This is a genomic window from Vibrio atypicus (assembly GCF_009811315.1).
Lineage (GTDB): Bacteria > Pseudomonadota > Gammaproteobacteria > Enterobacterales > Vibrionaceae > Vibrio > Vibrio atypicus.
This window is the reverse complement of sequence record NZ_BLID01000011.1, coordinates 91,936-113,107: the sequence shown is the minus strand read 5'-3', so window position 1 is coordinate 113,107 and position 21,172 is coordinate 91,936. Positions and strand designations below refer to the sequence as shown.

Here is a 21,172-nt window from a genome sequence, read left to right as displayed (position 1 = left end):
GCTTTAAATTTAGACTTCAATGTCTGACCAGTGCGGAGCGGTAGTTCAGTTGGTTAGAATACCGGCCTGTCACGCCGGGGGTCGCGGGTTCGAGTCCCGTCCGCTCCGCCATTTATTCAGAAAAACCCTAGCAGAAATGCTAGGGTTTTTCGTATCTACAGGATTAATTTGGTCTGCGACCAACGAGTCCCGGTTGCCTGCAACCCCAGCCGTCAGCCACTTATTTAGAAACCCAGTCTTCGGACTGGGTTTCGTCGTTTTAGAACAAAGTGACTCTCCCTCCCAGGGAACAAGTCCCGCTCGTGTGCGAGTCCAATTGAACGCTACCCGGGCTAGGTGTCCCCCGCTGCCTCGGCATTTCTTCAAACAAAGCGCTAAACTACGTGTCCCGGTAGAAAAGCTAGGGCTTTTTCGTATGCGTAAAGTCTCACTTCCCTCCCTTCTTTGCATTTAATGGCATATAGATTAAAAACAGGCTAGAAATGGGATGGCATTCTGTTAATGTAAAGTTCAAATTCAATATTGTGAATACTCAGTGACGTCAAATTGTAAAAAGGGATTAAAAAACATTGGCAGGGATAACAGTAGTCTTTCTATTGTTTATAGCGCTATTGATTGTGGATTCTGCTGACGAGTCTAAAGTGGAATACCTCCAAGAAAAACAGAGGGTAGAGCAGAACCTTGGAGAGTTGAGCCAAGTATTAAACGCGCTCGAATACAATATTTCAGCATTATACCCCTTACACAATGAGCACTATGTATTACCTCATACTATCGAGCTTAAAGAGATGACTTGTAATTTTGGTGGGGTAAGTCAACAAGGCGAGAATTATGACTTTCTGTTTCCCGGCCCAGCTGAGATGTGTGATGAAAATTCTGAATTATATCAAGAAGCGTATCGTAGGCTCTTTATCGCACCTTCAATGGCTTACTTTGCTAGCGCGATAGAGAAGATTTCTTCAATTTACTTTCTATCAAAAGACAAGTTTATTATTTCTTCACCAAAAGAATTTGCACTGGTTATTCAAGGAGATACCTTTGATAGTGTCGTGATGAATCGACCTTATTGGATAAATGCGATTCGATACGGCCTAACGCAGCAGCACGATAAAGTCGTTTATACGGGAGATTATGAAGACTACTTAACTGGTGCTAAAGTTATTACGATCACTCGCGGTATCTATATAGATAATGAGTTTAAAGGAGTGCTCGCAATAGATGCATTTCTTAAAGATTTACTGCTAGACAATAGCTCCGGATATCGATTAGAAGATCGTAAAGGAAAAAATAAAGGCGATTTAGTCAGTTTTACATTCTCACAGCCTGTTTATATTAATGAGCAACATACAGGGCTCTATTTGAATGTTGATGAACCAAAGCGTATTCATATATTTCACATCATCGATCATGAGCAAGATCAGTTTGTCATTTTATTGCTCTTGTATTGCGTCGGACTTAGTTTCATTTGGTATCGCTATACTCAATCCGCGCAGCTAAAACTGCGTGAACTCGCAATGCGTGATCCGTTAACTGGGCTAGTCAATCGTCGAGGGTTTGAGGAAAAACTCAAGAATCAGGAAAAAAAACATTACTTAGCAATTGGTGTTTTTGATATCGACAATTTTAAGGTAATTAACGACGAGTATGGCCATGAGGTTGGCGATAAAGTGCTTTGCTACATAGGAGACGTAATTGCTGATAGCCTTCGTCAGTGCGATATCGTTGCTATAACCGGAGAATCAACGGAACTAGTCTCTTCTATTTTAGAACGCATTCAAAGAGACATTAGTTGGCAAGGATATCGGCTTCCGACAGGGAATGTTGTTCGGGTTACCGTATCAGGAGGCGCAGTGATTTATACATCGAGTCATTTTGAAAGCCTTTGGCATGTATGGAGTAGTGAAGGGATTCGTCGTGCCGATGAATTGCTATATCAAGCTAAAAGCAGTGGTAAAAATAAGGTCTGTATTTCTTATAGTTAACAAAGGTCAGCAAGAGCTGACCTTTCGATCTTAGTTTACTTTAAACCTTGTTAGAGAATAATATCTCTTACTTCAGGGTCTTTGCGTTCCAAGTAGTGAATTGACTTAATTCGGCGGATTGTACGGCAACGACCACGGATAAGCAGAGTTTCCGTTGTCGCTATATTGTCTTGACGTGTAATTCCTTCCAGAAGGTCACCTTTAGTAATACCTGTAGCGGAAAATACGACGTTATCACTGCGGGCCATGTCTTCCATCTTAAGCACCACATTGGCTTTCACCCCCATTTCTTCACAGCGCTTTAGTTCTGCAGCGCCGTAGATGCGATTTTCTTCGCTATCGCCTTTCACTTCGTGGCGCGGTAATAGTCGGCCGTGCATGTCGCCATCTAGAGCGCGGATCACTGCTGCAGATACCACACCTTCAGGAGCGCCACCGACGCAGTACATGACATCTACTTCACTATCTGGCATGCAAGTTAGGATAGAGGCAGCCACATCGCCGTCAGGCACTGCAAATACGCGTACGCCCATAGATTGCATTTTTGCGATAACAGCGTCGTGGCGAGGCTTAGCTAGAGTGATAACAACAAGCGTACCGAGAGTCTTGTTTAGAGCCTTCGCAATGTTTTCTAGATTTTCTTTTAATGGCTTATGTAAATCGATGCAACCTTTAGCACCTGGACCTACGACAAGCTTTTCCATGTACATATCAGGCGCTTTTAAGAAACTGCCTTTCTCACCAGCAGCTAATACTGCAAGTGCATTTGATTGGCCCATAGCAGTCATACGAGTACCTTCAATTGGGTCTACTGCAATATCAACCGCATCACCACCTATGCCTACATTCTCTCCAATGTATAGCATCGGAGCGTCATCAATTTCGCCCTCACCGATAACGATTTCACCGCTTATCTCTGTTTTGTTGAGTAAAGTACGCATAACTTCAACCGCTGCGCCATCGGCTGCGTTTTTGTCGCCTCGGCCTAGCCATTTGTATCCTGCCAAAGCAGCGCCTTCTGTTACTCGAGAAAATGCCATTGCTAAATCGCGTTTCATGATGACTCCAAAGTAGGGGAATTAGAAAATCGGCAGGATTCTATCACAACAGAAAGAAAACGTTTGCTATTTTGATTGATTTGAATTGAACTCGATCAAAACAGTATCGAAATTCGCAGAATTCCTAGGGCAAGTCGCTTTCAGTCAGCTGATTGTCAATCAATGCTGTTTTTTTGACCGAATGGCACAAATTATCGAATATAGGGCGTGTTTATCATTCTCTGGCTGAGTAGAATGAGGGTATTGAGTGGAGAATCCTTCACGTAGAAACGAATAACTAAAGGTAGGCTAAGATGTCTTTTGAAGTACTAGAACAGCTAGAAGCAAAAATCCAAACTGCAGTTGACACTATTTCTCTTCTTCAAATGGAAGTAGAAGAACTAAAAGAAGAAAAAGAGAAACTAGCTGTAGAAGCAAACGAATTACGTGCTAATCGTGAAGAGCTTGAACAGAAAGCTCAGCAGATGCAGCAAGAGCACGCTGCATGGCAAGATCGCATTCGTAACCTACTAGGTAAAATGGATGAAGTAGAATAAGGCCTGGCCTCATTCTACCAGTAATAAAAAACCAGCAGCTATCGCTGCTGGTTTTTTATTTACGTTGTAAAGCTTAATTGTTCTTAGGCTCTTTATTCTCTTCTAGGTCGTCTTCATCGCGATTTTCAATTACGCCATGAGTCTCTTTCCATTTCTCCCAACGCTCAAACGCTAGTTCTTGCATATCGGTTGTGCGGTCAGCTTCATCGACAATCTCTTCACCGACTAAATGTTCAAAGATGTCTTCAAGAGTAAGAATACCTTGAACCGTACCGTATTCGTCTACGACCATCGCCAGTTGTAGACGATGCGCCATCATCTGCTCAAATGCTTTTGGTAGTGCAATTGTATTGAGGAGAACGTGTACTGGGCGCATAACCGCACCAAGTTGTTTTTCTCCACAGCCGGTTTGTTGCAGCTTAAATAGCTCTAAGCGGTGTACAAAGCCGATGATGTTGTCATTACTTTGGCTATAAACCAAAGGGCGTGAGAAAGGTGTATCTTTGTATTCTGCAAGGAATTCATTAATGGTTAACTCAGCGTCAACACGGAAAACTACCGGGCGCGGGGTCATTACCTGAGTAACTGGTACATCTTGAATACCTAGAAGGTTATTTAAGATCTTCGTTTCACCTTCTGCAAATTCGCCACTCTCTTTTGCTAGCATTGCCATAGCTGAGAGTTCGTCTCGCATTTTTGGTGCTTCATGACCGCGAGCTAAACGTTTGGTGATTTGTTCTGAGAACCACACAAATGGTGTTAGAGCCCATACCATCCAACGCAGAACTGTCGCCGCCATCGGTGATAGTTGACGCCAGTATGTTGCGCCAATGGTTTTCGGTACGATTTCTGATAGCACTAAGATACCTAGCGTAAGCACACCAGAGAAAACGCCTAGCCACTGACTACCAAATACTACCGCTGCCTGCGCACCAGCAGTTGCAGCACCAATTGTATGAGCAATTGTGTTTAGGGTTAAGATCGAAGCCAGCGGACGATCGATATCCGCTTTGAGTTTTGTTAGTTGTTCTGCTGCAGGGTGGCCTTGTTGGCGCAGCTGTGCAAGGTAGCTGGGTGAAATACTCAGAAGTACCGCTTCTAATACGGAACAAACAAACGATACGCCAATAGCAATAGTGACGTACAGAGTTAGCAGTAACATAAATGTCCTATGGAGGTTAATTAAATACCAACGTTCTCAATAAATGAGCCTGGAAGGATTATTCCTTAAATGACGTTGGTGTCACAACCGAACTTTGCATGTTACCCGTTGAATTCTTCAATTCAAGAATGGGAAAGCCATACCTGGGCATTATTGGTGTGAGTGTTTTCTATTCGCATCAGCTCCTGCAACATCAGGCTTCGCAGGCTTTTGCCAGTTAATAAATAGGGCCGAAATGGTTAAAAACAAGGTGAAGCATAGCGCTTCATAGTAACAAATTGTGAGTTAATACTCAGATTATGGTTAAAAGTACGTCATGAGAGCGAAAGATCGCTTACAAACCTTTGCCAGATAGGGCATTTATGTTTTAGAGTGAGTTGAATTCGATAACATATAAGAAGGGAAACCTAATGAACAAGACCCAATTAATCGACTTTATTGCAGAAAAAGCAGATCTTTCTAAAGCACAAGCTAAAGCTGCACTTGAAGCGACTCTTGAAGGTGTGACTGATGCACTTAAAGAGGGTGACCAGGTTCAACTAATTGGTTTTGGTACATTTAAAGTTAACCACCGTGCAGCTCGCACTGGTCGTAATCCAAAGACTGGCGAAGAGATCCAAATCGCAGCTGCTAACGTTCCTGCATTCGTAGCGGGCAAAGCGCTGAAAGACGCAGTTAAATAATTAAATAAACCAATCCAACGCTTTTTTGTTGGAATAGTTTAAAATACGCCAAGGTAGCTTCTATCTTGGCGTATATTTTTATTATGAAGAAAATTTTATTGTCAGCATGGGCTTGCGCTCTACTGGTGGGATGCTCATCAGGTACGCCGCAACCAAGTTTGGACCAGTTCTCAGATTTCACTGGTGGCCGCACTATGGGCGATGCCACTAGTTTGTATTGGTATACTGAACGGCTAACGGTGCCCTATACGGCCGCAGATTATGTTACAGCAGGTGACTATGGTTGGTTCAAGAGCGATTATCGTTGGTCAGAAGGCGAACTTCGAGAGTTAGTTCGTCAGGGCGAACAGATTAAGGACAACCAAGAGTTGGTGCCTTACCGCATTCATGTTCGTTTCAATAAGAGTGGAGAGGCAGTCTACCAGCAATATCGTTTGGATGGTCGAGTTCTTCCTTTGAGTAGTGACAAGCTTGCTTGGCTAAGGCAAGAAGCAAAAGACATCACGACCATAACTAAACAACAAGAGCGAGATAATTACGAATTGATTCAAGGTTATTGGGATGGCAGTTCGTTTGAAAGTTGTCGTGGTAATAGCTACTCAAGTATCGAATTTAATCAAACCCTGCCCAGCTTTGTTGTGAATCGTTTGTCGTCTGTTGATAATTACGTTGCTTTCCTAGGCTCAACGCGTGGGAGCAAAGTAACAGTTAAAGAATTACTGATGTTGGCAGAAGATAGTCAAGATTGTATGGAACGCCCAAGCTTGATTGAAAGCGAGTGATGGCTAGGGTTATATAAGAAAGGCGCTCATTGTGCGCCTTTTGTATTTAAGCCAGCTGAGATTGTTGTTATTTTTGCTCTTGCTCGCGTGCAATCGCACGGTAACCAATGTCGTTGCGGTGGAACATACCATTCCAGCTTACTTGTTTCGTAAGCGCATATGCGCGCTCCTGAGCTTCAGAAACGCTATTACCAAGAGCCGTTGCACACAAAACTCGTCCGCCGTTAGTCACAACGTCGCCAGCGTCATTATTTGCAGTACCCGCGTGGAAGATTTTTTGACCTTCAATTTCGCCTGTCGGTAGTGAAATCACATCACCTTTTGCGTAATCCGCTGGGTAACCACCTGCTGCTAGAACAACACCGATAGATGCACGTGGATCCCACTTAGATTCTGCTTGGTCTAGTTTCTCATCGATAGCCATTAAGCAAAGCTCAACAAGATCCGACTCCATACGCATCATTATAGGTTGCGTCTCTGGATCGCCGAAGCGACAGTTGTATTCGATAACTTTCGGTGTACCGTCAGCATCGATCATTAGGCCTGCGTAAAGGAAACCTGTGTAAGGTGCGCCTTCAGCATCCATACCGCGCACTGTTGGGTAGATAACTTCTTCAAGAATACGGTTGTGGATTTCTGGTGTTACTACCGGAGCAGGAGAGTAAGCACCCATGCCGCCAGTGTTAGGGCCTGTATCTTTGTCGCCGACACGTTTGTGGTCTTGGCTGGTAGCCATAGGTAGAACACTAGAGCCGTCAACCATGACGATGAAGCTTGCTTCTTCGCCTTCAAGGAACTCTTCGATAACTACGCGGCTGCCAGCTTCGCCAAATGCGTTGCCTGCTAGCATGTCTTTGATTGCGTCTTCTGCTTCTTCCAGAGTCATCGCAACGATAACGCCTTTACCAGCCGCGAGGCCATCCGCTTTAACTACGATTGGTGCGCCTTGCTCACGAACGTAAGCGATAGCTGGCTCAATCTCAGTGAAGTTAGCGTAAGAACCTGTAGGAATGTCGTGGCGTGCTAGGAAGTCTTTAGTGAAGGCTTTAGAGCCTTCAAGTTGCGCTGCTGCTTGAGTTGGGCCAAAGATAGGAAGGCCAACTTCGCGGAACGCGTCAACCACACCGATAACCAATGGCGCTTCAGGGCCAACGATAGTCAGTTCGATTTTTTTCTCTTGAGCAAACGCCACTAAACCAGCGATGTCTTCAACGCCGATATTTACGTTCTCAAGTTTTGGCTCAAGCGCAGTACCAGCGTTGCCTGGAGCAATAAATACTGTTTCAACGTTTGGGTTTTGTGCCGCTTTCCAACCTAAAGCATGTTCTCTACCGCCAGCACCGATGATTAATACGTTCATGTTTCAATCCTTAAGTCTTTAATTCTTAAAAGCCCCTCAAAGTTGAGAGGCTCGATAATTACTAATCGTTTAGATAAACAGAAAATTAGTGGCGGAAGTGACGCATGCCCGTAAAGATCATCGCCATGCCGTGCTCGTCTGCTGCTGCGATAACTTCGTCATCACGCATAGAGCCGCCTGGTTGGATAACACATTTGATGCCCGCTTCTGCCGCCGCGTCGATACCGTCACGGAATGGGAAGAATGCATCTGATGCCATCACACAACCTTCAACCTGTAGACCTTCGTCTGCAGCTTTGATGCCTGCGATTTTCGCAGAGTAAACACGGCTCATTTGGCCTGCGCCCACACCGATAGTCATGTCGCCTTTCGAGTAAACGATCGCGTTAGATTTCACGTACTTCGCTACTTTCCAGCAGAATAGGGCATCTTTTAGCTCTTCAGCGGTTGGTTGACGCTTAGAAACCACTTTAAGGTCATCTTCAGACACCATGCCTTGGTCGCGGTCTTGAACCAGTAGGCCGCCGTTAACGCGTTTCACGTCAAAGCCAGTCGTCTTAGTTGTCCACTCACCACACTCAAGTAGACGAAGGTTTTTCTTAGCCGCTACGATTTCTACTGCTTCAGCAGAAACAGAAGGAGCAATGATAACTTCAACGAATTGGCGCTCAGTGATAGCCGTTGCTGTTGCAGCGTCTAGTTCACGGTTGAATGCGATGATGCCACCAAATGCAGATGTTGGGTCTGTTTTGAATGCACGGTCGTAAGCTTCTAAGATGTCTCCACCTAGTGCTACACCACATGGGTTAGCGTGCTTAACGATCACACATGCAGGCTCGTCGAACTCTTTCACACACTCAAGTGCTGCATCAGTGTCAGCGATGTTGTTGTAAGAAAGTGCTTTACCTTGGATTTGGCGAGCAGTAGAAACAGACGCTTCTTCAGGGTTTGCTTCAACGTAGAATGCTGCCGCTTGGTGGCTGTTCTCACCGTAGCGCATGTCTTGTTTTTTCTCGAACTGTTGGTTGAACGTGCGAGGGAACTTAGACTCTTCATCACCTTCCTTGTTCTCACCGTAAGATGGAACCATAGTGCCGAAGTAGTTTGCGATCATGCCGTCGTAAGAAGCTGTGTGCTCAAAAGCTGCGATAGCTAGGTCGAAGCGCGTTTCTAGTGTTAGAGACTTCTCGTTCGCGTCCATTTCAGCGATAACGCGGTCGTAGTCGTGAGCGTTAACAACGATAGTTACGTCTTTGTGGTTTTTCGCTGCAGAGCGAACCATTGTTGGACCACCGATGTCGATGTTCTCAACGGCATCAGCAAGTGTACAGCCTTCTTTAGCAACGGTTTCTGCAAATGGATATAGGTTTACCACAACCATATCGATAGGATTGATGCCGTGCGTTTCCATCACTTCATCATCTTGACCGCGACGGCCTAGTACACCACCGTGAACTTTAGGGTGCAGAGTCTTAACGCGACCATCCATCATTTCAGGGAAGCCAGTGTAGTCAGACACTTCTGTTACCGAGATGCCTTGTTCTGCTAATAGGCGAGCAGTGCCACCAGTAGAAAGGATATCCACACCGCGTTCAGTCAAGGCTTTAGCAAATTCTACAATGCCAGTTTTGTCTGATACGCTGATAAGTGCGCGGCGAATAGGGCGAGCGTTACTCATGCTTCTATTTCCTCAAAGTCACAGAGTTAAATAAGATAAAGATGTTTGCCAAAAATGAACTTGTTCTTACCCTGCAATAAAGAGAGCGGTAAGATGTTGGCCAGTTTTGGTAAAGACCTTTGTGACCAGTCAAACTGGTGACGGAGTAGTCTCTGAACTTGATGGCGCGTATTCTAACCAATTTATTACAAAAAAGCTTGCGCAATCGTTTGGCATCGCAAAAATAATTGTAATTAACTCACTATTTCGTATTAAAAGTAACGAAATGGTTAATAAGGAAAGTTATGTTTCAGATCGGAGAATTGGCTAAACGCTGTGGTGTGACCGCAGATACACTCAGATTTTACGAGAAAAACCAGTTGATCCAACCAGCGGGCCGGAGCGAATCAGGTTATCGACTCTATAATGAAGAGAACCAAAAGCAGGTCGGTTTTATCTTAAAAGCAAAAGATCTTGGTCTTAGCTTGGATGAGATTAAAGAGTTGCTAGAAATCAAATTGGAAGCGACTGAACATAGTTGTGCAGAAGTTAAGGCGATTACAACAGCGAAGTTAATTTTAATCGATGAAAAGATTAACGAGTTGACTCGAATTCGCAGTGCGCTGAAGAAAATCAATGACGCGTGCTGTGGGGATGTGGATGATGATGCCAGCCATTGTTCAATATTAGGTGCACTAGCGGAAGATGAGATACATGGTGAGTCGTGTTGCAGCGAGCACAATCACAGTTAAGAGGCGATAAGGATTTTAATTCTGTCGTCAGCCTGAGTCTGCATATCTGGCAGGTTGTCATGATAAATGGTGACTTGATTACGGCCCGTTTGTTTCGAGTAATACATCGCTTTATCTGCTTGGATCAGTAACTCACGGGTTTGGGTTATTTGGCTATTGGCTTCTGCAATACCAATGCTCACAGTGGGATGTATGATCTTGTCTTCTACATGACAAGGCAGTTCTTCGATAGAGTGTCTAATCCGCTCGGCAATTTCATAGGCTTGAATTGCACTAATGTTATTGAGCAAAATACCAAATTCTTCTCCACCAAGGCGACCGATAGAATCACTACCACGGATTTGCTTTTCACAGATGTGAGCGACGTGAGTGATGACTTCGTCACCAGAAAGGTGGCCGACTTGGTCATTGATCTCTTTGAAGTGGTCGATATCGACCATCAAACAGGTTAAGCCGCGCTGGGAGGTTTGTGCTTGTTTAAAGCTGTTTTCAAGGGCAAGCAGAAATGCACGTCGGTTTAGAATTCCTGTTAGCTCATCTGTTTCTGATAAGCGCTGAAGCTCTTGCTGCTTAGTGTAAGAGTCAGTAATGTCGCGCTCTTGCCAAAGTACATAGCTGTTTCCATCAATGTGGCACAAAGGCTTTATGGTTGCTTCGAACCAGTTTTGTTGCTCAGGATCGGTATCCTCTAACTCTTTGATGGAAAGCTGTAGGCACTCAAGCGGTGTAATCCCATATTGAATGACTTGAACCTGATTGGATTCAATCGTTTGTGATATCGCAGCGAGCAAAGGTTGGGCACTTTCTTGAGTGAGGAGATCACTCAGCCCACGGTTTGTATTGTTATCCGTATTTAATCGAGTTGCGTGAAATGTTCCACCAAAGCTCTCAATGAAGCGACCATGCTGATCAAGCACGAATAATCGTTCGGGAAGCTCGCTCAATAGGAGCTGTAGCCACTCTTCCCGTTGCATATCAGTCATATAGCCATATCCGGATAATATAAATAATCGTTCATTATATAAGGGCATTCGACTGGATCAATCTTAATAGATCACACTTTGATTATAAATTAGTCAATAAGTGCCACATAAAGTGGGTGCTACTAGTTGCAACGGCTTAAGCTGGTGGGAGATGCGAGTTTCGAAGTGAAAATAAGGATATTCTAATAAAGAAAAAGCCGAGTCCATAATAGGCGCTCGGCTTTTTCAAATCAGAAATAGTGCAATGAACGATTAGTTCATGCCGTATTTCTTAAGTTTTTTGCGAAGAGTACCGCGGTTGATACCCATCATAGTTGCTGCGCGAGTTTGGTTACCGCGAGTGTACTGCATGATAGTATCTAGTAGTGGCTGTTCAACTTCAGCTAGAACTAATTCGTATAGTTCTGTGACTTCTTGGCCGTTTAGTTGAGCCAAGTAGTTTTTAAGAGATGCTTTAACAGAGTCACGTAAAGGCTTTTGAGTAATCTGGTCTTGCGACGTTACTGTAGTTACTGTTAATGCTTCTGAAGTCAGATTTTGTTCGAACATATTCGGTCTAGCTCTTCTCTTAATTATGATGCAACGTTATCAAAATAACCTTCTAACGCTTCAAGTTGCAGCGGAGCTGCGTCAATAGCGTTGAAGGTACGGCGAAACTCACTCGCTTGCTCATGTTCTTTTAGGTACCAACCCACGTGCTTACGCGCGATTCGTGGACCTAAATACTCACCATAAAACTCATGAAGAGCGTTTACATGACCTAGCATAATGCTTTTCACTTCCTCGGTAGGAAGCTCTGGCATTGTGGTGCCGTTTTCCAAAAAGTGTCGGATTTCCTGAAAAATCCATGGACGACCTTGGGCAGGGCGTCCAATCATCAAAGCGTCTGCTCCAGTGTATTCCAGAACAAATTTAGCCTTCTCTGGGCTATCGATATCACCGTTAGCGATAACCGGTATTGAGATGGCCTCTTTTACCGCTTTAATGTTGTCATATTCGGCCTCACCCTTGTACATACACGCTTTAGTTCTACCGTGCAGAGCCAATGCTTGTATGCCGCAGTCTTCGGCTAATTTAGCGATATGGACACAGTTAATGTTATCTGTATCCCAGCCAGTTCGGGTTTTTAACGTCACAGGAACGTCAACTGCATTCACAACAGTCTTCAGAATATCTTGAATGATATCTGGATACTGTAGCAACGCAGATCCGGCTAGCTTCTTATTCACTTTTTTGGCTGGGCAGCCCATGTTGATGTCGATGATTTGCGCACCGTTCTCAACACTAAACTGAGCAGCATCTGCCATAAGCTGTGGATCCGCTCCCGCAATTTGTACAGAACGAATGCCCGATTCGCCTTCATGCACCATGCGTTGCTTTGATTTAGACGTTTTCCATAGCTTAGGATTTGACGACATCATTTCACTGACGGCCATTCCTGCACCATAGCGGAGACACAACTCACGGAACGGTCTATCAGTCACACCTGCCATAGGGGCAACGATGAGATTATTCTTAAGTTGGTGGTTCCCGATTTTCAAAACGTCTTCACAGCTTAATACCAGTAAGGGCGCGCATTTTACGCATTTTTTCACTGTGTGAAAAGACTAATATTTGAGCATTTACAATTTGTTTTACGAAATTGCATGAAATTCAATCAATTAGCCCTGAAAGTCTTATCTAGCCTTGCTTGCGACCAGAGATGCGACACCATTCACTTTGCTCTTTAATCGGATCAATGTGAAGCTCATCACGGTAATGGTTTGCTACATCTTCTGCTTGAGTATCCAAAACACCCGACATCGCAAGCTGCCCATTTGGCTTCACAAGTGATTTAATAATCGGTGAAAGATCGCGAAGTGGGCCGGCCAAAATGTTCGCTACAACCACATCAGCAATTAAACCTTCTGGTTGATCTTGTGGTAGGAATACATTGAGTTGTTCAGCAACGCCATTGCGTTCAGCGTTGTCTTTTGACGCCAGTAGAGCTTGAGGATCGATATCGATCCCGATAACTTTTTCTGCGCCAAGTTTGATCGCCGCGATCGCGAGAATGCCAGAGCCACAACCGAAGTCGATGACAGTTTTGCCGGTAAGGTCTAAACCTTCTAACCACTCTAGACAAAGTGCTGTTGTTGGGTGGGTTCCAGTACCAAATGCAAGGCCTGGATCAAGCATAACGTTTACCGCATCAGGCTCTGGAACTTCACGCCAGCTTGGGCAGATCCATAAGCGTTCGCCAAACTTCATTGGGTGGAAGTTATCCATCCATTCGCGCTCCCAATCTTTATCTTCAAGCTGCTCGACTTTAAATGCAAAGCCTTCAGGTAATAGGTTGCTTAGTTTTGCTTGCTCAATGATGAAGTGTGTATCCGCTTCAGCGTCATACAGTGCCAAGATATCCGTATCACCCCAAAGGCGCGTTTCACCAGGCAGAGGCTCAAATACTGGCGTATCGTGAGCGTCTAGGAAGGTTACCGACAGTGCCCCCGTCTCTTCCATTAGCATATCGCCGATTTGTTCAGCGTTTTCATTGGTCGCGTTGAGTTTAATTTGAATCCAAGGCATGGGTATGTGCTCTTTTAGATGGTTAAATTTTGATAGGCGCAGAGTGTAGCAGAACTGCGGCGGTTATTTGAGTATAGATGTATTGGTTAAGAGGGCTAAAAGTAAAAATGCCCACCGAAGTGAGCATTTTGGAATGATTCAGAATCTAAGATTACTGAAGACCTAGTTTCTTCTCTAGGTAATGAATGTTGGCACCACCGTGTTGGAAGTTCTCATCATTCATGATGCTTTCTTGTAGAGGAACGTTTGTCTTGATGCCTTCAACGATCATCTCACCAAGAGCGTTCTTCATACGAGCAATCGCTACGTCGCGGTTCTCACCGAATGTGATCAGCTTACCGATCATTGAATCGTAGTGAGGTGGTACTGTGTAGCCAGTGTAGATGTGCGATTCCCAACGAACACCCATACCGCCTGGCGCGTGGAAACGTTCGATTTTACCTGGTGAAGGTAGGAAGCGCTCTGGATCTTCAGCATTGATACGACATTCGATCGCGTGGCCACGGATCTTAATATCATCCTGAGTGAATGATAGAGGTTGGCCAGCGGCAACACGAAGCTGCTCTTTGATTAAGTCTACGCCAGTTACCATTTCAGTTACTGGGTGTTCAACCTGAATACGGGTATTCATCTCGATGAAGTAGAACTCGCCGTTTTCGTATAGGAACTCAAACGTACCTGCGCCGCGGTAACCGATTTCTAGACATGCTCGAGTACAACGCTCACCGATGTACTTACGCATTTCTTCAGTAATACCTGGAGCTGGAGCTTCTTCCACTACTTTTTGGTGACGACGCTGCATAGAACAGTCACGTTCGCCTAGGTGGATTGCACCGCCTTGGCCATCAGCAATTACTTGAACCTCAACGTGACGTGGGTTTTCTAGGAATTTTTCCATGTAAACCATGTCGTTGTTGAACGCTGCTTTTGCTTCTGCGCGAGTCATAGCGATCGCTTCAACCAGTTCTGCTTCAGAACGTACGACACGCATACCGCGACCACCACCGCCACCAGAGGCTTTGATGATCACTGGGTAGCCGATACGCTTAGCGTGGGCTTTGTTCTTGCCTTCATCGTCATCAAGTGGGCCGTCAGAACCTGGTACACATGGAACACCAGCTTTCTTCATCGCCGTGATAGCCGATACTTTGTCACCCATAATACGGATGGTTTCCGCTTTAGGGCCAACAAAGATAAAGCCACTGCGTTCTACTTGCTCAGCAAAATCTGCGTTTTCTGACAAGAAGCCGTAACCTGGGTGGATAGCGACTGCTCCCGTTACTTCTGCAGCAGAAATGATGCGAGGAATGTTTAGGTAGCTATCGATACCACGAGCAGGACCAATACATACGGTTTCGTCTGCAAGTAGTACGTGTTTTAGGTCGCGGTCTGCTGTTGAGTGAACAGCAACCGTCTTGATTCCTAATTCTTTACATGCGCGAAGGATACGAAGTGCAATTTCACCTCGGTTCGCGATGACTAATTTATCTAGCATAAGAGAAAGCCTCTATTATTCGATAACAACTAGTGGTTGGTCGAATTCAACTGGTTGGCCGTCTTCAACTAGGATAGCGGTAACAACGCCAGATTTGTCAGCTTCGATTTGGTTCATCATTTTCATCGCTTCAACGATACATAGAGTATCGCCAGCGCTAACGCTTTGGCCAACTTCTACGAATGATTTTGAATCTGGGCTTGGAGAACGGTAGAAAGTACCGACCATTGGAGAAAGAACTTGGTGGCCCGCAGGTACTGCTGGTGCCGCTGCTTCTGCAGGTGCCGCCGCCGCTGGAGCTGGTGCTGCTACAGGAGCTGGCGCAGCTACTGGCGCTGCTGCGTATTGAATTGGTGCAGGTGCTGCTGTACCGCTACGGCTGATGCGTACCGATTCTTCACCTTCAGAGATCTCTAGCTCTGCAATGCCAGACTCTTCTACTAACTCGATAAGCTTCTTGATTTTACGGATATCCATCTTTTCTTTCTCTTTTATCTTGTGAATAAGACAGCTCTTGTTGAGCTGCAGAGTGTTTGTTTACTTTGATAGTAATTTGGTTACTTCGACAGTAATTGGGCTACTTTGCCTGCAATTTAGTTAGGGCGGCAGACAGAGCAAATTCGTAACCCTGAGCTCCTAGACCACAAATCACACCTTCTGCTTTGTCAGAAAGATACGAGTGATGACGGAATGGCTCGCGGGCGTGTACATTTGAAAGATGTACTTCGATAAATGGGATTGCTACGCCGAGTAAGGCGTCGCGCAGCGCAACACTAGTGTGAGTGAAAGCGGCTGGATTAATAATGATAAAATCCACGTTGTTATAAGCAGCGTGAATCTTTTCAATCAGTTCGTACTCGCGGTTAGACTGTAAATGCTCCAACTCAACACCAGCTTGTTTGGCTTGCTGAGTAAGTGAATCAATAATCTGAGTTAGGGTTTGAGAGCCGTAGTGTGCGGGCTCGCGTAAGCCTAACAGGTTTAGATTGGGACCATTTAAGACAAGAATGCGTGATTTTGCTGTCATTGTGTCGCTATCTTCCTATTTCATGAGACGAACTTGAATATTCCCATATTATCGCAGATTCAGCATGATTTCTTTGTCAGAAATTGGGCTGGATCTTTGAAATAGACCCAGATTATAGCTAATTCAGCGCATTTAGCAGCAATTTACTGGTCTAATCACCCAGAAGAGGGGGGCGATTTTGCAACCAAGATAACAAAAACGGCGTTTTTGAGGCATTTTCGGTGGGCTATTTTGTGCTCTAACAAACAAAAAAGTCGCCACATCAGTGACGACTTTGGTTGATTGAGCCTGTTTTAAACGCTGGTCAGGCTGACAAGCGCATTATTGGTTAGACGAGCTCTGCTTTTTCAGCAATCAACTTGTCTACCACACTAGGATCCGCCAGTGTTGACGTATCACCTAGATTACTTGTGTCACCCGTGGCGATCTTACGTAGAATACGACGCATGATCTTACCAGAGCGAGTCTTCGGTAGAGAGTCTGTCCAGTGCAGTACATCTGGTGTTGCGATTGGGCCAATCTCTTTACGTACCCACTTCTTCACTTCGGCGTGCAATTCCGCACTTGGGAATTCACCATCGTTTAGGGTGATGTAGGCATAAATAGCTTGGCCTTTGATGTCGTGAGGAATACCGACAATCGCCGCTTCTGCGATCTTATCGTGAGCAACTAACGCAGATTCAATTTCTGCTGTACCCATACGGTGGCCAGATACGTTTAACACGTCATCAACACGACCAGTGATCCAGTAGTAACCATCTTCATCACGGCGAGCGCCATCACTAGTGAAATACATGCCTTTAAAGGTAGAGAAGTAGGTTTGTTCAAAGCGTTCGTGATCACCATAAACGGTGCGCATTTGCCCTGGCCAAGAATCTAGAATGACTAGGTTGCCGTCTGTCGCGCCTTCAATGATGTTACCCATGTTATCAACTAGTGCAGGTTGAACACCAAAGAAAGGACGAGTTGCTGAACCTGGTTTGAGATCGGTTGCTCCTGGAAGTGGTGCAATCAAGATACCACCAGTTTCTGTCTGCCACCAAGTATCAACAATTGGAGACTTCTCGTTGCCGATAGTTTTGTAGTACCACTCCCAAGCTTCTGGGTTAATAGGCTCTCCAACTGAACCCATGATACGTAGGCTACTACGTGAGGTATCTTCCACCGCTTCGTTGCCTTTTGCCATTAACGCACGAATAGCCGTTGGCGCAGTATATAGAATGTTGACTTGGTGTTTGTCGACGACTTGGCTCATACGGTTTGTGCTTGGGTAGTTTGGCACACCTTCAAATAGAATGGTTTTCGCGCCGTTAGCGAGTGGTCCGTAGATTAGGTATGTGTGACCGGTAATCCAGCCCACATCTGCTGTACACCAGAAAGTTTCGCCTGGTTGGTAATCGAATACGTATTTGAACGTCATTGCTGCATAAACGAGGTAACCGCCAGTTGTGTGCAGAACGCCTTTTGGTTTACCCGTAGAGCCTGAAGTGTAAAGGATGAATAGTGGATCCTCCGCTTTCATCTCTTCTGGCGGGCAATCTGAAGAGACGTTTGCCGTTGCTTCATGCCACCAAACATCACGATGTTCGTGCCAGTCGATATCACCGCCTGTACGCTTCATGACGATGACTTTCTCAATCGTTTTCACTTCTGGGTTGGTTAGTGCTTCATCGACGTTTTTCTTCAGTGGTACAGCACGGCCGCCACGTACGCCTTCGTCTGCTGTGATTACTACTTTCGCATCTGAATCGATGATTCGACCAGAAAGGGCTTCAGGAGAGAAACCACCAAACACGACGGTATGTACCGCACCGATTCGCGTACAAGCTAACATCGCAACGGCAGCTTCCGTGACCATTGGCATGTAAAGACAAACGACATCGCCTTTGCGAACGCCTTGTTCTTTCAGCGCGTTAGAGAACTCACATACTTCTTTGTGCAGCTCTTTAAACGTTAAGGTTGAGTCATCATTTGGATCGTCACCTTCCCAGATGATTGCAATGTCGTCGCCGCGTTCAGCTAGATGACGGTCAATACAGTTAGCTGAAACGTTTAACGTACCATCTTCAAACCAACGAATATCGACGTGGCCAGTATCAAAAGAGGTGTTCTTCACTTGGGTGAAAGGCTTCATCCAATCAACAATCTTGCCGTGTTCACTCCAGAACCCGACTGGATCTGTTACAGATTGTTGGTACATGGCTTGGTAAGTATCGCTATCCGCGTGGGTATTTTTTTTGATGTTTTCTTTTACCGGATAGATATGGGCTTCACTCATTGCTTTTCTCCTTGTGCTTAATTCCCTTGAATTGAGCAGTGTCCGTTTAAAACGATAAGGTCCTAGACCCTGACGTCGTAAATTCCCTATGGCTATAACTTTTAATCACAGGCTTGGATTCGACAATTAGACTTTAGGATGAGAGTGATACTTATGCTTAAAAATTAAGGGATTAAAACGCAAATTGAGAGTTGAGTCGTAAGTTGAATTAACGAACGTAGGGCAGATTAAGGCTAGGTAGATCACCTTTTGTTAGCCTGACAAAAACCAATGCAGCAGAAATCGCATCTTGTAGGGCGTCATGTTTGTCTTGCATCGGCAGGTCTAGGTGCTTACAGATGGCATCTAAACTGAGGTCAAAATAAGCGTTAGGGAGATGCCTTTCTAGTTTGTCGTGGTAGATCTGGCTAACTTCAATTAGGGGGTTAGGTAATGGAAAACCCAGATGACGTAAGCACGCGAGATCGAGAATCTTTTTGTCATAGCGGATGTGGTAACCCACTAGCGGTTTGTTTCCGATGAAGTCGAGCAGTTGAATTAGCGCCTGTTTCTCATCAATACCATCGACGAGGTCTTTGTGGCGGATTTGATGGATTTTGACTGAATTGGAGTCGAGAGATTGCGGTGCTCTCAGGCGAACTTCAAATGGGCGGCTAGTGATAATTCGATTGCCGATGATTTTGGTGGCTGCAATGGTGACAAGTTCAGCGCGATTTGGATCTAGGCTGGTAGTTTCACAATCGAGCGAAACGTATTCGCCTTTTTCAACCGAAGCAAATAAAGGACGATAAGGTGACCCTTTGAGTTTGAAATGCCAGTAACGACGGACAAGCCAGTTCATACCTACTTCCTTAGTCTCTTATCTGATAATGATAGCCAAGAAACTGCTTAAATTTCTTCACGACGTGCAAACTATGGCGCAATAGATCTCGCTCGGTTCGTTCTAGTTGTTTTAAATCAATACGATTACTGCTGTGTTGGTTAGCGAGTTGTTGGCCCAAGCGCAGTTTGAAAAATAGCTTAAGTGCTTCACTGAGGTTATCTGCCGTATCGGGCTCCAGAATACGTTTGGTGCGCAGAGTTTCTATCCGGTCGAAAGTGTTGCTTTCTTCAATGCCGTACTCAAGCGCCAACGTTCGAATACCGTGAACAATCGGAAAGATGCCGCCGCTTTTTAGGTCGACGCCTTGTTTGTCTTTTTTTACGTTGCCAAACAGAGTGAGTGGCAATGAAAATTGCAGTGCGGGGCGACAGAAATCTTGCAGAGCCAACATATTGTTGAGCATTAACTGGCGTAAATGATGCCTAACTGGCTTTAATAATTCTTTATTGCCAGCGACAGCATGAGCATCACTAAATATGGCTAAGTCCATCACTTGTTCGGCTGATGTCGGCTTTGACCATTTGCTGATCATTTTTTGCCAATCACTTTGACTTTTAACCCATTTAGGGTTGTTGACCATGACATTGCCCGGGCAGAGTGGATAGCCCAGTTGTTGTAAGGTGTGAGTGAGTTGGTCCATCACACTTTCGCATTGATGCCACTCAAGACCATCCTTAACAATTAGGGCATTGTCTTGATCGGTTTTTAAGATCTGTTCCCCACGACCTTCTGAGCCTAATACCACCAAGCAGCAGTAATCGTGAAGAGCTGGTGGAACAATCAGTTCAAAGGCTTTTTCAATGATTTGTTCATTAACCGCAGAGATCAATTCCATGATGAATCGAGTGCGGATACCGTTGCTTAGTAGGCTATCAACCAATTGGCGTTGGCGGTTTGAAGCCATAGCCAATTCTTCTACGCTGGATGCGCGAGCAATACTCAAAGTGAGTACGTGAGAATGGGTTGAGAAAGCACTCAATATTTGCGTCATATCTAGCATGCCGACGGCTTCTTTTCCATCGGCGACCATGACGCGTTTCATTCTATTTCGAGTCATCTTGATCATGGCGTTAAATAGGAAATCACCGTCATCAATATGAATCACAGGAAAGGTGGCAATTTTACCTACTGGCGTATCAAGAGGGTGGTCGTCCAGCATAACGGCATGAAGCATATTGGTGCGAGTGACAATGCCATAAGGGAGGCTACTTGGATCATCAATTAAACGAATATCGTCATCATTCAATTTCACCAGTGCTGAGTCAATGCCGTTCTCTTTTAAAGTGCGAGTAACTTCATTGAGAGGTTGGTCCGGCTCTAAAATCATTGGCGGATGATAAATGTCACTATCGACTTTAGTCAGAATAAACTCAGCGAGGTTTTGCTGTTGCTGCGCGGCTTCAATCAGCTCTTGTCGCTTGGCAAGGTTGGTGTCGAAATAGGCAGCGAATTGGCCGTTATCGTTGTATAGCTCAAGAAAGATCTTCTTAGGCAGTAGGTAAACTAAAGTATCTTCTAGTGCGACGTAGTGGTGGCGAACCTGGTTTTCGAATAAGGCTCGAACATCAAATAGGTCATCATTAGCGTAATGGGCAAAAATCTCGCTGCCATCTTCACTACGCTCTTCAACCGCGCCTTTGATCAGAATATGTAAGTGCTGACTGTCTGCATTGGTTGCCAATATGGTCTCTTTTTCTCGAAAGTACGCAACGTCCAGAGAAGCCCGCAGCTGAGCTTGTTGCTTCTCATCAAGGCGGTTGAACGGAGCGGAGTGCATATTAAATTTGTCAGGCATGAGTGACCTACATGTGCAGAGACCATAGCCTAAGTGTGACAAGTTTATAAAGAACCGCCAGACGACTTTGGTCGAAGTTGTCAGATCAATAAATGGCTCTTTTCACTTGGGTAAGGTTTACAAGGGGAGAATACGGAAACGGTTTCGGACTGATTCTTCCCTTTTTAAGTT

General features: G+C 45.0%; 19 protein-coding genes and 1 tRNA gene. 6 read left to right on the top strand and 14 right to left on the bottom strand.

All coding sequences use genetic code 11. From position 1 onward, the window contains the following. The first annotated feature begins 34 nt into the window (after window positions 1-34). Together GVO60_RS19670 and GVO60_RS19665 are read left to right on the top strand one after the other, a co-directional pair. Window positions 35-111: transfer RNA gene (locus GVO60_RS19670), tRNA-Asp, on the top strand. A 458-nt stretch (window positions 112-569) separates the two neighbouring features. Next, on the top strand, window positions 570-1,982 hold the full coding sequence (locus tag GVO60_RS19665; RefSeq protein ID WP_225874951.1) for a sensor domain-containing diguanylate cyclase: 1,413 nt from the start codon (window positions 570-572) through the stop codon (window positions 1,980-1,982). Window positions 1,983-2,032: 50 nt separating this feature from the next. Here GVO60_RS19665 and glpX read toward each other — a convergent pair whose 3' ends face one another. Next, on the bottom strand, window positions 2,033-3,040 hold the full coding sequence (glpX, locus tag GVO60_RS19660; RefSeq protein ID WP_159657113.1) for a class II fructose-bisphosphatase: 1,008 nt from the start codon (window positions 3,038-3,040) through the stop codon (window positions 2,033-2,035). Between the two features lie 293 nt (window positions 3,041-3,333). On the opposite strand from glpX, the gene zapB reads away from it, so the two are divergent. Then, entirely contained in the window at window positions 3,334-3,576 is a 243-nt protein-coding gene (zapB, locus tag GVO60_RS19655; protein ID WP_159657111.1) for a cell division protein ZapB, read from the top strand. A gap of 73 nt (window positions 3,577-3,649) precedes the next feature. Here the strand turns inward: zapB and GVO60_RS19650 are convergent, their stop codons facing one another. Further along, window positions 3,650-4,738 carry a CNNM domain-containing protein gene (locus GVO60_RS19650; RefSeq protein ID WP_159657109.1) on the bottom strand — a complete coding sequence of 363 codons (1,089 nt, stop codon included), beginning with the start codon at window positions 4,736-4,738 and terminating at the stop codon, window positions 3,650-3,652. Window positions 4,739-5,148: 410 nt separating this feature from the next. Here GVO60_RS19650 and hupA point away from each other — a divergent pair, with 410 nt between their 5' ends. Continuing rightward, window positions 5,149-5,421, top strand: coding sequence for a nucleoid-associated protein HU-alpha (gene hupA / locus GVO60_RS19645; protein WP_159657107.1), 273 nt, complete (start codon window positions 5,149-5,151; stop codon window positions 5,419-5,421). Window positions 5,422-5,504: 83 nt separating this feature from the next. Continuing rightward, a complete protein-coding gene (locus GVO60_RS19640; protein ID WP_159657105.1) occupies window positions 5,505-6,203 on the top strand; it encodes a DUF1481 domain-containing protein in 699 nt (232 codons plus the stop codon). Between the two features lie 67 nt (window positions 6,204-6,270). Here GVO60_RS19640 and purD read toward each other — a convergent pair whose 3' ends face one another. After that, window positions 6,271-7,563 carry a phosphoribosylamine--glycine ligase gene (gene purD, locus GVO60_RS19635; protein ID WP_159657103.1) on the bottom strand — a complete coding sequence of 431 codons (1,293 nt, stop codon included), beginning with the start codon at window positions 7,561-7,563 and terminating at the stop codon, window positions 6,271-6,273. A gap of 85 nt (window positions 7,564-7,648) precedes the next feature. Next, complete coding sequence (gene purH, locus GVO60_RS19630; RefSeq protein WP_159657101.1) at window positions 7,649-9,241, bottom strand: bifunctional phosphoribosylaminoimidazolecarboxamide formyltransferase/IMP cyclohydrolase; 1,593 nt, start codon at window positions 9,239-9,241, stop codon at window positions 7,649-7,651. 284 nt (window positions 9,242-9,525) lie between these two features. On the opposite strand from purH, the gene zntR reads away from it, so the two are divergent. Then, window positions 9,526-9,972, top strand: coding sequence for a Zn(2+)-responsive transcriptional regulator (zntR, locus tag GVO60_RS19625; RefSeq protein WP_159657099.1), 447 nt, complete (start codon window positions 9,526-9,528; stop codon window positions 9,970-9,972). On the opposite strand, the gene GVO60_RS19620 is transcribed toward zntR, so the two are convergent. From GVO60_RS19620 to GVO60_RS19575, 10 genes are all read right to left on the bottom strand, one after another. Continuing rightward, window positions 9,969-10,955 carry a GGDEF domain-containing protein gene (locus tag GVO60_RS19620; RefSeq protein WP_159657097.1) on the bottom strand — a complete coding sequence of 329 codons (987 nt, stop codon included), beginning with the start codon at window positions 10,953-10,955 and terminating at the stop codon, window positions 9,969-9,971. The genes zntR and GVO60_RS19620 overlap by 4 nt on opposite strands. A gap of 252 nt (window positions 10,956-11,207) precedes the next feature. Further along, window positions 11,208-11,504: a DNA-binding transcriptional regulator Fis gene (fis, locus tag GVO60_RS19615; RefSeq protein ID WP_000462885.1), complete on the bottom strand. Its 297-nt coding sequence runs from the start codon at window positions 11,502-11,504 to the stop codon at window positions 11,208-11,210. Window positions 11,505-11,527: 23 nt separating this feature from the next. Further along, window positions 11,528-12,496 carry a tRNA dihydrouridine synthase DusB gene (dusB, locus tag GVO60_RS19610; RefSeq protein ID WP_159657095.1) on the bottom strand — a complete coding sequence of 323 codons (969 nt, stop codon included), beginning with the start codon at window positions 12,494-12,496 and terminating at the stop codon, window positions 11,528-11,530. A 139-nt stretch (window positions 12,497-12,635) separates the two neighbouring features. Then, on the bottom strand, window positions 12,636-13,523 hold the full coding sequence (gene prmA / locus GVO60_RS19605; protein ID WP_159657093.1) for a 50S ribosomal protein L11 methyltransferase: 888 nt from the start codon (window positions 13,521-13,523) through the stop codon (window positions 12,636-12,638). 151 nt (window positions 13,524-13,674) lie between these two features. After that, window positions 13,675-15,018: an acetyl-CoA carboxylase biotin carboxylase subunit gene (gene accC, locus GVO60_RS19600; protein WP_159657091.1), complete on the bottom strand. Its 1,344-nt coding sequence runs from the start codon at window positions 15,016-15,018 to the stop codon at window positions 13,675-13,677. Between the two features lie 15 nt (window positions 15,019-15,033). Continuing rightward, on the bottom strand, window positions 15,034-15,495 hold the full coding sequence (gene accB / locus GVO60_RS19595; protein ID WP_159657089.1) for an acetyl-CoA carboxylase biotin carboxyl carrier protein: 462 nt from the start codon (window positions 15,493-15,495) through the stop codon (window positions 15,034-15,036). Window positions 15,496-15,595: 100 nt separating this feature from the next. Beyond that, the gene (gene aroQ / locus GVO60_RS19590; protein WP_159657087.1) at window positions 15,596-16,045 is read right to left on the bottom strand and encodes a type II 3-dehydroquinate dehydratase; all 450 of its coding nucleotides are present in this window, start codon (window positions 16,043-16,045) and stop codon (window positions 15,596-15,598) included. A 328-nt stretch (window positions 16,046-16,373) separates the two neighbouring features. Then, window positions 16,374-18,323, bottom strand: coding sequence for an acetate--CoA ligase (gene acs / locus GVO60_RS19585; RefSeq protein WP_159657085.1), 1,950 nt, complete (start codon window positions 18,321-18,323; stop codon window positions 16,374-16,376). A gap of 208 nt (window positions 18,324-18,531) precedes the next feature. After that, on the bottom strand, window positions 18,532-19,164 hold the full coding sequence (locus GVO60_RS19580; protein ID WP_159657083.1) for a 3'-5' exonuclease: 633 nt from the start codon (window positions 19,162-19,164) through the stop codon (window positions 18,532-18,534). A 10-nt stretch (window positions 19,165-19,174) separates the two neighbouring features. Further along, a complete protein-coding gene (locus tag GVO60_RS19575) occupies window positions 19,175-21,001 on the bottom strand; it encodes a DUF294 nucleotidyltransferase-like domain-containing protein (protein WP_159657081.1) in 1,827 nt (608 codons plus the stop codon). Between the last annotated feature and the right edge of the window lie 171 nt (window positions 21,002-21,172).

Coding starts and splice junctions, on each gene's coding strand:
- glpX (WP_159657113.1), bottom strand. CDS start 3,040: ATGAAACGCGATTTAGCAATGGCATTTTCTCGAGTAACAGAAGGCGCT.
- zapB (WP_159657111.1), top strand. CDS start 3,334: ATGTCTTTTGAAGTACTAGAACAGCTAGAAGCAAAAATCCAAACTGCA.
- GVO60_RS19650 (WP_159657109.1), bottom strand. CDS start 4,738: ATGTTACTGCTAACTCTGTACGTCACTATTGCTATTGGCGTATCGTTT.
- hupA (WP_159657107.1), top strand. CDS start 5,149: ATGAACAAGACCCAATTAATCGACTTTATTGCAGAAAAAGCAGATCTT.
- GVO60_RS19640 (WP_159657105.1), top strand. CDS start 5,505: ATGAAGAAAATTTTATTGTCAGCATGGGCTTGCGCTCTACTGGTGGGA.
- purD (WP_159657103.1), bottom strand. CDS start 7,563: ATGAACGTATTAATCATCGGTGCTGGCGGTAGAGAACATGCTTTAGGT.
- purH (WP_159657101.1), bottom strand. CDS start 9,241: ATGAGTAACGCTCGCCCTATTCGCCGCGCACTTATCAGCGTATCAGAC.
- zntR (WP_159657099.1), top strand. CDS start 9,526: ATGTTTCAGATCGGAGAATTGGCTAAACGCTGTGGTGTGACCGCAGAT.
- GVO60_RS19620 (WP_159657097.1), bottom strand. CDS start 10,955: ATGACTGATATGCAACGGGAAGAGTGGCTACAGCTCCTATTGAGCGAG.
- fis (WP_000462885.1), bottom strand. CDS start 11,504: ATGTTCGAACAAAATCTGACTTCAGAAGCATTAACAGTAACTACAGTA.
- prmA (WP_159657093.1), bottom strand. CDS start 13,523: ATGCCTTGGATTCAAATTAAACTCAACGCGACCAATGAAAACGCTGAA.
- accC (WP_159657091.1), bottom strand. CDS start 15,018: ATGCTAGATAAATTAGTCATCGCGAACCGAGGTGAAATTGCACTTCGT.
- accB (WP_159657089.1), bottom strand. CDS start 15,495: ATGGATATCCGTAAAATCAAGAAGCTTATCGAGTTAGTAGAAGAGTCT.
- aroQ (WP_159657087.1), bottom strand. CDS start 16,045: ATGACAGCAAAATCACGCATTCTTGTCTTAAATGGTCCCAATCTAAAC.
- acs (WP_159657085.1), bottom strand. CDS start 18,323: ATGAGTGAAGCCCATATCTATCCGGTAAAAGAAAACATCAAAAAAAAT.
- GVO60_RS19580 (WP_159657083.1), bottom strand. CDS start 19,164: ATGAACTGGCTTGTCCGTCGTTACTGGCATTTCAAACTCAAAGGGTCA.
- GVO60_RS19575 (WP_159657081.1), bottom strand. CDS start 21,001: ATGCCTGACAAATTTAATATGCACTCCGCTCCGTTCAACCGCCTTGAT.